This is a genomic window from Pseudomonas onubensis (assembly GCF_965653655.1).
GTDB lineage: Bacteria > Pseudomonadota > Gammaproteobacteria > Pseudomonadales > Pseudomonadaceae > Aquipseudomonas.
In genome coordinates, this window is sequence record NZ_CBFHAZ010000132.1 from 1 (window position 1) to 14625 (window position 14625).

At 61.6% G+C, this 14625-nt stretch carries 11 protein-coding genes; all 11 read right to left on the bottom strand.

Annotated elements, in window-relative coordinates:
* Nucleotides 1-104: 104 nt before the first annotated feature.
* Complete coding sequence (locus ACTD9P_RS26965) at nt 105-1040, bottom strand: choline ABC transporter substrate-binding protein (protein WP_438870055.1); 936 nt, start codon at nt 1038-1040, stop codon at nt 105-107.
* 242 nt (nt 1041-1282) lie between these two features.
* On the bottom strand, nt 1283-2083 hold the full coding sequence (hutG, locus tag ACTD9P_RS26970; RefSeq protein WP_438870056.1) for an N-formylglutamate deformylase: 801 nt from the start codon (nt 2081-2083) through the stop codon (nt 1283-1285).
* 11 nt (nt 2084-2094) lie between these two features.
* Nucleotides 2095-3300 (bottom strand): imidazolonepropionase, encoded by a 1206-nt coding sequence (gene hutI, locus ACTD9P_RS26975; RefSeq protein WP_438870057.1) that lies wholly within the window; start codon nt 3298-3300, stop codon nt 2095-2097.
* Between the two features lie 15 nt (nt 3301-3315).
* Nucleotides 3316-4725, bottom strand: coding sequence for an amino acid permease (locus tag ACTD9P_RS26980; RefSeq protein WP_438870058.1), 1410 nt, complete (start codon nt 4723-4725; stop codon nt 3316-3318).
* 177 nt (nt 4726-4902) lie between these two features.
* The gene (gene hutH, locus ACTD9P_RS26985) at nt 4903-6441 is read right to left on the bottom strand and encodes a histidine ammonia-lyase (RefSeq protein ID WP_438870059.1); all 1539 of its coding nucleotides are present in this window, start codon (nt 6439-6441) and stop codon (nt 4903-4905) included.
* 18 nt (nt 6442-6459) lie between these two features.
* Nucleotides 6460-7983: a histidine ammonia-lyase gene (hutH, locus tag ACTD9P_RS26990; protein WP_438870060.1), complete on the bottom strand. Its 1524-nt coding sequence runs from the start codon at nt 7981-7983 to the stop codon at nt 6460-6462.
* Between the two features lie 136 nt (nt 7984-8119).
* Nucleotides 8120-8944: a quaternary amine ABC transporter ATP-binding protein gene (locus ACTD9P_RS26995; protein WP_046034013.1), complete on the bottom strand. Its 825-nt coding sequence runs from the start codon at nt 8942-8944 to the stop codon at nt 8120-8122.
* The gene (locus ACTD9P_RS27000; protein WP_017138613.1) at nt 8941-9792 is read right to left on the bottom strand and encodes an ABC transporter permease; all 852 of its coding nucleotides are present in this window, start codon (nt 9790-9792) and stop codon (nt 8941-8943) included. Before ACTD9P_RS27000 ends, ACTD9P_RS26995 begins: the two co-directional genes overlap by 4 nt.
* A gap of 72 nt (nt 9793-9864) precedes the next feature.
* Nucleotides 9865-10830 (bottom strand): ABC transporter substrate-binding protein, encoded by a 966-nt coding sequence (locus tag ACTD9P_RS27005; RefSeq protein ID WP_438870061.1) that lies wholly within the window; start codon nt 10828-10830, stop codon nt 9865-9867.
* Nucleotides 10831-10899: 69 nt separating this feature from the next.
* Nucleotides 10900-12345: a purine-cytosine permease family protein gene (locus ACTD9P_RS27010; RefSeq protein WP_438870062.1), complete on the bottom strand. Its 1446-nt coding sequence runs from the start codon at nt 12343-12345 to the stop codon at nt 10900-10902.
* A gap of 220 nt (nt 12346-12565) precedes the next feature.
* A complete protein-coding gene (gene hutU, locus ACTD9P_RS27015; protein ID WP_438870063.1) occupies nt 12566-14251 on the bottom strand; it encodes a urocanate hydratase in 1686 nt (561 codons plus the stop codon).
* Nucleotides 14252-14625: the final 374 nt, after the last annotated feature.

Consider the following 14625-nt stretch of genomic DNA (forward strand, 5'->3'; position numbering starts at 1 on the left):
CGAATGCGGTGGGTCAACCAACTCATCAGTTGACTGATACACCGCATTCGCGAGCAAGCCCGCTCCCACATTTGCTCTGTGTTGTTTGATCTACCAGGCCTGGCTTAAGGGTTGAGACTGGCCTGCACGGCTGCCACGCCATCGCTGCCATCAAACGCCGTAACCCCGGCCAACCAGCGCTGCAAATCCTCAGGGTGGTCACGCAACCACTGCCTGGCCACATCCTGCGGCGACTGGCGCTCCATGATCGGCACCATCAGTTGGCTTTCCTGGGCGGCGGTGAAGGTCAGGTTCTGCAACAAACGGTTGGCGTTGGGGCAACGTTCGCCAAAGTCCGGCGCGGTGACGGTGGAAACTGTAGCGCGACCTTCGTCCGGGCCGAACACATCTTCACTGCCCGTGAGATAAGCCATTTTCATGTTGATGTTCATCGGGTGCGGGGTCCAGCCGACGAACACCACGAACTCCTTGCGGTTCACCGCACGCTGCACCGCCGCGAGCATGCCCGCTTCACCGGAGGCGACGAGTTTGAAGCCACCGAGGCCGAAGTGGTTGGTGTCGATCATTTTCTGGATATCAGTATTGGCACCGCTGCCCGGCTCGATGCCGTAGATCTTGCCGCCCAACTTGTCTTTGAAGCGGGCGATGTCGGCAAACGTCTTCAGCCCGGCATCCGCCACGTATTGCGGCACGGCCAGGGTGGCTTGGGCGTCGGCGAGGCTGGGTGTGTCGAAGACCTTGACCTGCTTGGCGGCCAGGAACGGCGCGATGTTGTTGTCCATCGCCGGTTTCCAGTAGCCGAGGAAGATATCCAGGCGCTTGTCGCGGATGCCGGCAAAGATGATCTGCTGCACCGCGCTGGTCTGCTTGCTGTCGTAGCCCAGGCCGTTAAACAGTACGTCGGCCATGCCGGAGGTGGCGATGACGTCGGTCCAGCTGACCACGCCCATGCGGACGGCTTTGCAGGAGGCAGGTTCTGCGGCCATGGCGTTGGCGCTGATCAAAGCGGCACCGGTGAGGATCAACAACAGTCTTTTCATGGATGAGGTCTCACTCGGCAGCTTTATTGTGGGGAGTGGCGTCTGGCGCGCCGTACCCACAACCTTACCCAGCGGGACCTCTGCTGACACGAACTGTGGCGACCGGCAGTTGCACTGGGGCGACTGTGAGGGCCCCTTCGCGAGCAAGCCCGCTCCCACATTGGGACCGCATTCTCCTGCTGAAACTCGGTCAAATGTGGGAGCGGGCTTGCTCGCGAAAGCTATTTCAGCAGCACCGAAAATTATCGGTAACGCTTCTGCCCCCAGGCCAGCAACCCTTCCAGCAACTGCTTCAATACCACCCGCGTCGGCTCCGCCAGATCCGTGCGATACCGGAACGGCTCAACCTCTTCCATGTAAGTGCTCTGGCACAACTCCAACTGCACCGCATGAATATCCTGCGCCGGGTCGCCGTAGTGGCGGGTGATGTGCCCGCCCTTGAAGCGCCCATTAAGCACATGGGTGAACTGTGGATGCTGAGCGCAGATGCCTTCCAACTGGCTGGCCAGTTCCGGGTCACACGCCGCGCCGTTGAAGGTGCCGAGGTTGAAGTCCGGCAGCTTGCCGTCGAACAGGTGCGGGATTACCGAGCGGATCGAGTGCGCATCAAACAGCAAGGCGTAGCCGAACTCGGCCTTGAGCCGGGCAAGTTCTTCTTGCAGGGTGCGGTGGTACGGCCCCCAGATCTTTTGCAGGTAGCTCACGCGTTCTTCTTCGGACGGCACTTGCCCTTCACGGAACAATGGCACGCCGTCGAACAGGGTCGCCGGGTACAGCCCGGTGGTCGCGCCGGCGTAGAGCGGTTTGTCGTCGGACGGCCGGTTCAGGTCGATCACAAATCGCGAGTACTCGGCCGACAAGGTGCTGGCGCCCAATGCCTCGGCGAAGTCATACAGCGTGGGGATGTGCCAGTCGGTGTCCGGCAGGCTTTGTGCCTCGGGGATCAGCCCGGCTTCGACCGCAGGTGTCAGGCGCAAACCGGCATGGGGCATGCTGATCAACAGCGGCACACGGCCTTGTTTGAAGTTCAGAACCTTATCCACAACAACACTCCTCAGACGGTGACGTCGACGCCATGGCGCACGACGCGTTTATCCAGTTCGCCGCCCAGCCAGTAAGCCAGGTCGGCAGGGCGATCAATCTGCCAGGCGACAAAATCCGCGACCTTGCCCACTTCCAGCGAACCGTGTGTGTCACCCATGCCCAGCGCGGTGGCCGCATGCTGTGTTGCACCGGCCAGGGCTTCTTCCGGGGTCATGCGGAACAGGGTGCAGGCCATGTTCAACATCAGGCGCACCGACAGCGCCGGCGAGGTGCCGGGGTTGAGGTCACTGGCGATGGCGATTTTCACGCCGTGCTTGCGCAGCGCGTCCATGGGCGGCAACTGGGTTTCACGCAGGAAGTAGAACGCGCCCGGCAGCAACACCGCGACAGTGCCGGACGCGGCCATGGCGATGGCGTCTTCTTCGGTCATGAACTCCAGGTGGTCCGCCGACAGCGCGTGGTAACGCGCCGCCAGGCTGGAGCCGTGCAAGGAAGACAGCTGCTCGGCGTGCAGCTTCAACGGCAAGCCCAGTTGCTGCGCGACCTTGAACACACGCTCCACCTGCTCGGTGGAAAACGCCAGGTATTCGCAGAACGCGTCCACCGCATCCACCAGCCCTTCAGCGGCCAGGGCCGGCAGCATCTCGGCGCAGATGTGCTCGATGTAGTCGTCAGCGCGGTCCTTGTACTCCGGCGGCAGCGCGTGGGCCGCCAGGCACGTGGCGCGCACGCTCACCGGCAACGCTTCGCCAAGGCGACGCGCAACCCGCAGCATCTTGCGCTCGTTGACCAGGTCCAGGCCGTAGCCGGATTTGATCTCCACCGTGGTCACACCGTCACGCAGCAAGCTGCGCAGGCGCTTTTCAGCGCTGGCAAACAGCTCATCTTCGGTGGCGGCGCGGGTGGCGCGCACGGTGCTGGCAATACCGCCACCCTTGGCGGCGATTTCGGCGTAGCTCACGCCTTCAAGGCGCTGCTCGAATTCGCCGCTGCGATTGCCGCCGAACACCGTGTGGGTGTGGCAGTCGATCAGCCCGGGGGTGACCCACGCGCCTTGCAGGTCCTGCACCTGGGCGTAGTCCGCCGTCGGTACCTGGCTGCGGGGGCCGATCCACTCGATCAGTGAACCGGCGATGACCATGGCAGCATCCTCGATGATCGAGTATTTGCCGCCTGCCATGGTTGCGACGTGGCAGTGTTGCCAAAGCGTTTTCATCAACGCCTCCCTAAGTTATCGATGAGACAAAGCCGGGTCGTAATGGACCCTGGCCGCTTGCCCGGCAGCGGGTTTGACCCACAGCAGGTACGCGAGCACCAGCAACACGATCCACACGGCGCCGACCAGCAAAGCCGCCTGGGTGTCCGGAAAGTAACCCAGCACACCAAACACGAACAGCATGAACACGATGGCCGCCGCTGGCGCATAGGGCCAGAACGGCACCGGGAATTTCAGCTCGGCCACTTGTTCCCTGGTCATCGAGCGGCGCATGGCGACTTGGGTAAACAGGATCATCAGCCACACCCACACGGTGGCGAAGGTGGCAATCGAGGCGATCAGCAGGAACACGTTTTCCGGGATCAGGTAATTGAGCACCACGCCGCCGAGCAACGCCGCGCCCATCACCAGTACGGTCATCCACGGCACGCCGTGCTTGGACAACTGCGCAAAACCCTTGGGCGCCTGCCCTTGCTGGGCCAGGCCATACATCATGCGGCCGGCGCCGAAGATGTCGCTGTTGATCGCCGAAACGGCGGCCGAGATCACCACGATATTGAGGATGGTCGCTGCCGAGCCGATGCCAAGGTTGCTGAAGATCTGCACGAACGGGCTGCCCTGGCTGCCGATCTGCGGCCACGGGTAGATGGCCATCAGCACAAACAGGGTCAGCACGTAGAACAACAGGATGCGCAGCGGCACCGCATTGATCGCCTTGGGAATCACGCGCTGCGGGTCTTTGGCTTCACCGGCGGTGATGCCGATGATTTCGATGCCGCCAAATGCAAACATCACCACCGCGAACGAGGCGATCAGGCCACCGATGCCGTTAGGCATGAAGCCCCCATGCGCCCACAGGTTGCTCAGGCCGCTGGCCTCAGTTTCGCCAGCCGAATGAATGCCGAACAGCATGATGCCGAAGCCGCCGAGGATCATCGCCACGATGGCGCCGACCTTGAGCAGTGACAGCCAGAACTCCATCTCGCCAAACACTTTGACGTTGCACAGGTTCAGGCCGCCGATCAAAAACACGATGCCGAGCACCCAGACCCAACGTGCAACCTCGGGAAACCAGAAGCCCATGTAGATGCCAAAAGCGGTGACGTCGGCGAGGCAGACGATGATCATTTCAAACGCGTAGGTCCAGCCGAGTACAAACCCGGCCATAGGCCCCAGGTAGGTGCTGGCGTACTGGCCGAAGGAGCCGGATACCGGGTTGTGCACGGCCATTTCACCGAGGGCGCGCATCACCATGAACACGGCGGCGCCGCCGATCAGGTAGGCCAGCAGCACGGCAGGGCCGGCCATTTGGATGGCAGAGGCGGAACCATAGAACAACCCGGTGCCGATCGCGGAGCCGAGTGCCATGAAGCGAATATGTCGGGCGCTCAGCCCGCGTTTCAAACCCTTTTCTTGCTGGTGCATTTCTCTTCCCTAGTTATTTTTATCCCGAGAAAATTCAAAGCCTGACATGACGGGCTTTTGTGGCGAGCGAGCTTGCTCGCGCTGGGCTGCGCAGCAGCCCCAAAAACTTGCGAGCGCTTCGCACTCGAGCGGGGGCAAGCTCCCTCGCCACAGAGAGCATGCCGTCCTTTAGATCGCTTAGAGGCTCGGCAGAAGCTTGGCCGGCACCAGTTCATTCAGGCAGCGGCTGGCGAGCAGTTCGCTGGCGGCATTGATGTCCGGGGCAAAGAAGCGGTCCTTTTCATAGAACGCCACTTTGTCGCGCAGAATCCCACGGGCTTTTTCCAGCTTGGCCGAGGTTTTCAAACCGTCGCGCAGGTCCAGGCCCTGGCATGCCGCCAGCCATTCAACGGCGAGTACGCCACGGGTATTTTCAGCCATTTCCCACAAGCGCTTGCCCGCAGCCGGGGCCATCGACACGTGGTCTTCCTGGTTGGCCGACGTCGGGATGCTATCCACGCTATGGGGATGCGCCAGCGCCTTGTTCTCACTGGCGAGCGCCGCAGCGGTTACCTGGGCGATCATGAAGCCGGAGTTCACGCCGCCATTGCCGACCAGAAACGGCGGCAGTTGCGACATGTGCTTGTCCATCATCAACGAGATACGACGCTCGCTCAGCGAGCCGATCTCAGCGATCGCCAACGCCATGTTGTCGGCAGCCATGGCCACCGGCTCGGCGTGGAAGTTACCGCCGGAAATCACGTCGCCCTCGGCAGCAAACACCAGCGGGTTATCCGACACCGCGTTGGCCTCTACCACCAGCACGTCGGCGGCCTGGCGGAACTGGGTCAGGCAGGCGCCCATGACTTGCGGCTGGCAGCGCAGGGAGTACGGGTCTTGCACCTTGTCGCAGTTCTGGTGCGACTGGGACACCTGGCTGCTTTCGCCGAGCAGGTCACGATAGGCCGCAGCCGCGTCGATCTGACCACGCTGACCACGAGCGGCATGGATACGTGCGTCGAACGGCGAGCGCGAGCCGAGCACCGCTTCCACGGTGAGGGCGCCGCACGCCAGCGCACCGGCGAACAGGTCCTCGCCTTCGAACAGGCCGCGCAGGGCATACGCGGTGGATACCTGGGTGCCGTTCAGCAGCGCCAGGCCTTCTTTGGCCGCAAGCGTCAGCGGCGTCAGGCCGGCGACTTTCAGCGCTTCGGTGGCTTCCAGCCATTCGCCCTTGTGGCGCGCCTTGCCTTCGCCCAACAGCACCAGTGACATATGCGCCAATGGCGCCAAGTCGCCGGAAGCACCAACCGAACCTTTAAGCGGAATGTGCGGGTACACCTCGGCGTTGATCAGTGCGATCAGCGCGTCGATCACCTGGCGACGAATGCCGGAGAACCCACGGCTCAGGCTGTTGACCTTGAGCACCATGACCAGCCGCACCAGCGCATCGCTGATCGGCTCACCGACGCCGGCGGCGTGGGACAGCACCAGCGAACGCTGGAGGTTTTCCAGATCTTCACTGGCGATGCGGGTCGAGGCCAGCAGGCCGAAACCGGTGTTGATGCCGTAGGCGGTGCGGTTCTCGGCGAGAATCTGCTCCACGCAGGCCACACTGGCTTCGATCTGCGCCGTGGCGCTGTCATCCAGACTGAGGGTTACCGGCTGCTGGTAGATGGCCCGCAGTTGGGCAAGGCTCAGTTGGCCTGGAATCAAATTTAGCGCAGTCACATTCATGCTCCTTGTGAATTATTCTTAGTGCAAATTAGGTAATACGTGGTGCAGCAAAACGGTGTCCTTGAGCAGCGCGGCGGCGCTCGCGATGTCCGGCGCCAGCCAGCGGTCTTGCTCGTAAGGTGGGACTTTTTCACGCAACAGACGCCAGGCACTCTCCGTGCCCGCACCGAAACGCTGGTCCTGCAAAAACTCGAACGCCTGGGCCGCCAGCAGGTACTCGATGGCGAGAATCTGCGTGACGTTGGCCAACAGCTGATGCAGCTTGAGCGCGGCATTCGTGCCCATGCTCAGATGGTCTTCCTGCAAGCCCGAGGTGACGAAGTTGTCGAGCACCGCCGGTTGCGCCAGTTGGCGGTTCTGCCCGCACAGCGAGGCGGCGACGTACTGCACGATCATCATCCCGGAGTTGACCCCAGGGTTGCTGACCAGGAACGCCGGCAAGCCACTGACATGCGGGTTGATCAAACGGTCCAGGCGACGCTCGGCCACCGAGCCGATTTCGGCCATGGCGATGGCGAGCATGTCGGCCGCCAGGGCTACAGACTGCCCATGCGGGTTGGCCTGGGACACCACGCGGTAGTTGTCCGGTGTGCCGAGCACCAGCGGGTTGTCGGTGGCGCTGTTGAGTTCGGTCTCGATCTGGCGCGTGGCGTGTTCCACCTGATCACGCGCCGCACCGTGAATCTGCGGGATCGAGCGGATGCTCAGCGCGTCCTGGGTGCGGATGCCTTTGCTGCTGGCGATCACTTCACTGCCATCGAGCAAGGCACGCAGGTTGATACCAACTTGCTGCATGCCGGGGTGTGGCTTGAGGGCAATGATGGCTTCGTCAAAGGCATCGATTTGGCCACGCTGGGCTTCGAAACTCATGGCGCCGATCACGTCAGCCCATTGCAGCAGGTGATGCGCATCGGCCAGGGCCAGGCAGCTCAGGCCGGTCATGCACGGCGTGCCATTGACCAGGCACAGGCCGTCTTTGGCGCCGAGTACCACAGGCTGTAAACCTTCGGCTTTTAACGCGGCTTGCGCCGTCACGATCTGGCCGCGATAGCTCACCTCGCCAACGCCGAGCAAGGCCACGCCGATGTGGGCCATGTGGGTCAGGTAACCCACCGAACCCTGGGACGGCACCTGCGGGGTGATGCCATGGTTGAGCAACGCCAGCAGCGAATGCACCACCTGCGGGTGCAGGCCGGATTTACCGTGGCTGTAGTTGATGACGGCTGCGCAGATGATCGCGCGGGTCTGTTCGTCGCTCAGCACCGGGCCGACGCCACAGGCGTGGCTCAGCAGGGTGTTGCGCGACAACTGGCTGAGTTGTTCGCCCTTGAGCGACACATTGCACAGCGCGCCCAGGCCGGTGTTCACGCCGTAGGCGCGTTCGCCGCTGCTGACGATGCGCTGCACGATGGCCTGGGCATTGTCGATGCGTGCCCAGGCGTGGCCCGAGAGTTCGAGCACGGCGCCGTGGCGGGCGACGGCGACCACGTCCTGCCAGCGCAGTGGAGCGTCGGCGATGATGATTTTTGTTGCCTGGGACATCTTCATACCTTCTTCAATGCTTGTGCAGCTTCACTGGCCCTATCGCAGGCAAGCCAGCTCCCACATTTGAAATGCATTCCCCTGTGGGAGCTGGCTTGCCTGCGAAGGCGCCAGCCGGCTCACCACAAGATCCGGATCAGACCACCGCCGCCCGGCGCTGAACAAACCGGTCCACATACTCATCCGCCGGCGAATGCAGAATCTCGCGCGGCGTGCCGACCTGGATCAGCTTGCCGTCCTTGAGAATCGCAATGCGGTTGCCAATGCGCACGGCCTCGTCGAGGTCGTGAGTAATGAACACGATGGTTTTGTGCAGGGTCTTTTGCAGCTCCAGCAACTGGTCCTGCATCTCGGCGCGGATCAGCGGGTCGAGGGCGCTGAAGGCTTCGTCCATCAGGATGATGTCGGTATCGGCCGCCAAGGCGCGGGCCAGGCCAACACGCTGGCGCATGCCGCCGGAAAGCTGGTGCGGGTATTTGTTTTCGTAGCCTTTGAGGCCCACGGTTTCGATCCAGTGCAGCGCACGTTCGGCGCACACCTGCTTGGTTTCGCCGCGCACCTTGAGGCCGTAGGCAACGTTGTCGAGCACGCTCTTGTGGGGCAGCAGGCCGAAGCTCTGGAACACCATGCTGATCTTGTGGCGACGGAATTGACGCAGGGCTTCCATGTCCAGTTGCAGGATGTCTTCGCCGTCCACCAGGATCGCGCCGCTGGTTGGATCGATCAGGCGGTTGAAGTGACGCACCAACGTGGACTTGCCCGAACCCGAAAGGCCCATGATCACAAAGATCTCGCCCGTGCCGATGCTCAGTGACAGGTCGTTCACGCCGACCACGCAACCGGTCTCGGCCAGCACCTGATCCTTGGTCTTGCCCTGACCAACCAGCGCCAGGGCTTCCTTGGAGCGGTTGCCAAAAATCTTGAAGACGTTTTTAACTTCAATTTTGCTGACAGTAGTCATTTGCTCGCCTCATGCCGTGGACGACCATAGGCCTGGGTAATGCGGTCGATGACCACTGCAAGAATCACAATCGCCAGCCCGGCTTCGAGGCCACGGCCGACGTTGAGGGTCTGGATGCCGACGAGCACGTCTTCACCCAGGCCACGGGCGCCGATCATCGAGGCGATCACCACCATCGACAACGCCATCATGGTGGTCTGGTTGATACCCGCCATGATGCTCGGCAGCGCCAACGGCAGTTGTACGCCAAACAGTTGCTGCCAGCGGTTGGCACCGAAGGCATTGATCGCTTCCATGACTTCGCCGTCGACCTGGCGAATGCCCAGGTCGGTGAGGCGAATCAGCGGCGGCGCGGCGTAGATCACCGTGGCGAAAATCGCCGGCACCTTGCCCAGGCCAAACAGCATCAGTACCGGAATCAGGTACACAAAGCTGGGCATGGTTTGCATGATGTCGAGCAGCGGCATCAGCACCGAACGCAGGCGATTGCTGCGCGCCGACAAAATGCCCAATGGAATACCGATCAGCACCGAAATCACCGTGGCGACCATCATCAGTGCCAGGGTTTGCATCAGTTTGTCCCACAGGCCAACCGCGCCCACCAGGAACAGCAACCCGACGATGACCGCCGTGGTCACCACCTTGCGGGTGGCATGCCAGGCAATACCGCCGACGATGGCCAGCATCAGCCACCAAGGCGCTGCGCGCAGCAAGCCTTCCAGGTTGACGATGGCCCATAACAGCGTGTCGGAGATGTGCCGAAACACATCACCGTAGTTGGTGACCAGTGAGTCCACCCAACCGTTGACCCAGTCGGCGATGGAAAACGTAAAACTCTCAGGAAACATATCGTGCTCTCGATCCAGTGGGTTGTGGCCGTGTGCCCGGCTAGCCCCTCAGGGTAGCCGGACACCCTTGACCTACAAGGCCGCGTCGATTTTCTTGGCTGCGTCGTCGCTCACCCATGCGTGCCAGACTTCAGGATGTTCCTTGAGGAAAATTTTCGCCAGTTTTGGCGACTCAATTCGCTCTTTGGCCATGCGACCGAGGTTCTGGTTAAGCAGATCGATAGGCAGGTTGACCTTCTCCAGCACCGCTACCAGTTCAGGCGCTTGTTCGTGGAAGGTCTTGGACAGGCCGACCTTGATGCTCACGCTTTTATCCACACCGGGTTTTTCTTCGAGCTTGACCAGATCGACCTGGCCCATCAGCGGAGTTGGCGACCAGTAGTAGAACAGGATCGGCTCGCCACGCTTGTAGCTCGACAGCACAGCAGCATCCAGCGCCGGGCCGGTGCCAGGGCGGAAGTTGGTGTAGGTGCTTTCCAGGCCGTAGCTTTTGAGCATCTCGCTGTTGTCCAGCTCACAGGTCCAGCCGGCAGGGCAGTTGTAGAAACGACCTTTGGACGGTTCTTCCTGGTCCTTGAACACCGCGGCGTATTTGGCCAGGTCGGCGATGTTTTTCAGGTCCGGCGCCTTGGGTTCCAACTTGCGCTTGGCGTCGCCCTCAATCACGTAACGCGGCACGTACCAGCCTTCGACGGCGCCGACCACCGGCGCGCCAACGCCCACGACTTTGCCGGCCTTCTCGGCCTTGTTCCAGACTTCGCTGCGGCCTACCCACTCTTCGGCGAACACCTGGATGTCGTTGCTGCTCAGGGCGTTTTCCATGGTGATGGAGTTGCCCGGCAGGCTGTCGGTTTTACAGTCGTAGCCTTTTTCCAGCACGGTTTGCAGGATGTCGGTGAGCAACATGCCGCTTTCCCAGTTCAGCCCGGCGAACTTCACCGGCTTGCCGGATTCGCACCATCCCGCCGCCTCGGCGCCGGCAGAGGCCAGCAAGCCTGCAGATAACAAGGTGGCCAGCAGGGTTTTATTCATCTTCATTGTTGTGACGCTCCCAATCTTGAAATGGATTACGGCAGTCAGTAGGCGTCCTGCCCTGTCCACGTCCCATCAGGCTTGTGCAGCCAGCCCGTTTGTCGTTGGTGCAGCGCCCTGCTCTATTGGCAGGATCAGGTGATCGGGCACTGTGCCGTGCCATTTTTTCGCACATACGTAATACAGGGCCGCAGGCAGTACCAGGCCGATGATCCAGGAGATATCCACATCACCCAGCGCGGCAACCAGGGGGCCGGTGTAGAACTTGGTAGAGATGAACGGCAACTGCACCAGCACGCCGAACACATAGACGCTGATACCGAGCAGGTTCCAGCGACCGTAGCGGCCATTCGGGTCGGCCAAGGCCGGTACGTCATAGCGCTCGCGGGTGATGCAGTAGTAATCCACCAGGTTGATCGCACTCCAGGGCGTGAAGAACGCCAGCAGAAACAGGATGAAAGACTTGAACGCACCGAGGAACGAGTGCTGGCCGAGCAACGCGATCAGGGTTGCAGTGCCGACGATCACCAGCACGAACACCAGACGCTGCAGGCGCGTGACCTCCAGGCGACCACGGAAGCCGCTGACGATGGTCGCAATGCACATGAAGCTGCCGTAGGAATTCAGCGTCGAGATAGTGACCTTGCCGAACGCGATGCTGAAGTACAGCAGCGCAGCGGTGGCGCCCGTACCACTCAACCCAACGATGTAGGCCACTTCGTGACCGGCAAATTGCCCGTTGGACATGGCCGCGGCAAACACGCCAAGGACCATCGCCACCTGAGCACCAACGACTGAACCTGCGCCGGCAGCGAAAAAGGTTTTCAGCGAAGATGTTTTGCTTGGCAGGTAACGTGAGTAGTCCGCCACGTAAGGGCCGAAGGCGATCTGCCAGGAGGCCGCGAGCGATACCGCCAGCAGGAAACTGCTCCAGCTGAAGTGGCGAATCTGCAAAAGCGCACCAACGTCGGTCTGGCTCATCAAACGACTGAACAGATAGACAAAGGCAATCACGCCAATGACGCTGGCGACACGCCCGATAAAGTGGATCACCCGATAACCCAGCACGGTGACCAGTACGATCACACTGGCAAAAATCAGGATACCGACGCTGTCGCTGACCCCGAACAACTGGCCCAGCGCCTGCCCCGACAGCACAGTCCCGGTCGCGGTGAAACCGAGGTACATCAAACAGACCAGTACAATCGGGATGGCTGCACCATAAACGCCGAACTGCACCCGGCTGGAGATCATCTGTGGCAGGCCAAGCTTTGGCCCTTGCGCCGCATGCAACGCCATGACGCCGCCGCCGATGAGTTGGCCGATCAACAGACCGATCAACGACCAGAACACATCACCGCCGAGCACCACGGCCAAGGCCCCGGTGACAATCGCGGTGATTTGCAGGTTGGCACCCATCCACAGGGTGAACTGGCTCAATAGACGACCGTGTCTTTCCGCTTCCGGGATGTAGTCGATCGAACGCCTTTCGATCAACGGGGTGGTGTCATTTGCAGCCATGTTGTTCAACCTCTGATGGATTGTTTTTCGGTGGTGCGGATGAAACATGTCTTGGTACACAGCAGGGCAAATGTGGGAGCTGGCTTGCTGTGGCGAGGGAGCTTGTCGAATCGTCGAACCGTCCCGTTCGACAGCGCAGCTGGAGCCGGCTTTTTGGGGCTGCTTCGCACCCCAGCGCAAGCAAGCTTGCTCGCCACAACGAGCCCGCTCCCACATTGAGTTATTTGATCATCGGCAGGTTCAGGCCCTGCTCCTTGGCGCAATCGATGGCGATCTGGTAACCCGCATCGGCGTGACGCATCACCCCGGTGGCCGGGTCGTTGTGCAGTACGCGCGCAATCCGCTCGGCCGCTTCGTCGGTACCGTCGCAGACAATCACCATGCCCGAATGCTGGGAGAAGCCCATGCCCACGCCGCCGCCGTGGTGCAGCGAAACCCAGGTCGCGCCGCTCGCGGTGTTGAGCAGGGCGTTGAGCAGTGGCCAGTCGGACACGGCGTCGGAGCCGTCCTGCATGGCTTCGGTTTCGCGGTTGGGGCTTGCGACCGAGCCGGAGTCGAGGTGGTCACGGCCGATCACCACCGGCGCCGACAGCTCGCCGCTGCGTACCATTTCGTTGAACGCCAGGCCAAGCTTGGCGCGCTGGCCCAGGCCAACCCAGCAGATACGTGCCGGCAGGCCCTGGAAGCTGATGCGCTCGCGGGCCATGTCCAGCCAGTTATGCAGGTGCGCGTCGTCCGGGATCAGCTCTTTAACTTTGGCGTCGGTCTTGTAGATGTCTTGCGGGTCGCCGGACAGCGCAGCCCAGCGGAACGGGCCGATGCCACGGCAGAACAGCGGGCGGATGTAGGCCGGCACGAAGCCTGGGAAGTCGAAGGCGTTTTCCACGCCTTCTTCCTGGGCCATCTGGCGAATGTTGTTGCCGTAGTCGAAGGTCGGAATGCCTTGTTTCTGGAATTCCAGCATGGCTTTTACATGCACCGCCATCGACTGCTTGGCAGCCTTGATCACGGCAGCCGGCTCGGTCTTGGCGCGGGCGCGGTATTCGTCCCAGGTCCAGCCGGCCGGCAGGTAGCCGTTGAGTGGGTCGTGGGCGCTGGTCTGGTCGGTGACCATGTCCGGGCGCACGCCGCGCTTGATCAGTTCCGGCAGGATTTCGGCCGCGTTGCCCAGCAAGGCGATGGAGATGGCCTTGCCTTCCTGGGTGTATTTGGCGATGCGCGCCAGGGCGTCGTCGAGGTCGGTGGCTTGCTCGTCGACATAACGGCTCGCCAGGCGGAAATCGATGCTGACCTGCTGACACTCGATGTTCAGCGAGCAGGCGCCAGCCAGTGTTGCAGCCAACGGCTGAGCGCCGCCCATGCCGCCGAGGCCGGCGGTGAGGACCCAGCGGCCGGTGAGGTCGCTGTTGTAATGCTGGCGGCCGGCTTCCACGAAGGTTTCGTAGGTGCCCTGCACGATGCCCTGGCTGCCGATGTAGATCCAGCTGCCGGCGGTCATCTGGCCGTACATGGCCAGGCCCTTGGCATCCAGTTCGTTGAAGTGCTCCCAGCTGGCCCAGTGCGGCACCAGGTTGGAGTTGGCGATCAGCACGCGCGGCGCATTGCTGTGGGTCTTGAACACGCCGACCGGCTTGCCGGATTGCACCAGCAGGGTCTCGTCGTCATTCAGGTTGGTGAGGCTCTCGACGATCTGGTCGTAGCACTCCCAGTTGCGCGCCGCACGGCCGATACCGCCGTACACCACCAATTCTTTCGGGTTCTCGGCCACTTGCGGGTCGAGGTTGTTCATCAACATGCGCAGCGGTGCTTCAGTCAGCCAGCTTTTGGCGGTGAGCTTGTTACCGCGAGCAGCACGGATTTCGACGTCACGGTATTTAGTAGGCTTGGTTTTCGAAAAATCGGTCACAGCTGGACTCCTCGGCATGATGCGCGAACTTGGATGGTGCGAAGCAGAGTCTTACGCACACATCTTTACTTGTATGTACAAGCATATGCAATCAAGCGGCCAACTTTCGCAACGCGGGTGTCAGATTTTTTGCGCAGGTGTGCGAAAGCCTTGGAAATTAAGGCGTGGAGGCTTGGCGAAATTTCTTACGGAGGAGTTTTTCAGGGAGGGCGATTGTTCATAACAACGCGGCGTTGCGCCACGCTGGGGCATTCGGTAACAAATTGGTGCGCGAGCCGGAAACAGATCCGTTGAACAACACAAATACAAATGTGGGAGCGGGCTTGCTCGCGAAAGCGGTGGGTCAGCCAGCCTATCCGGCACTGATACACCGC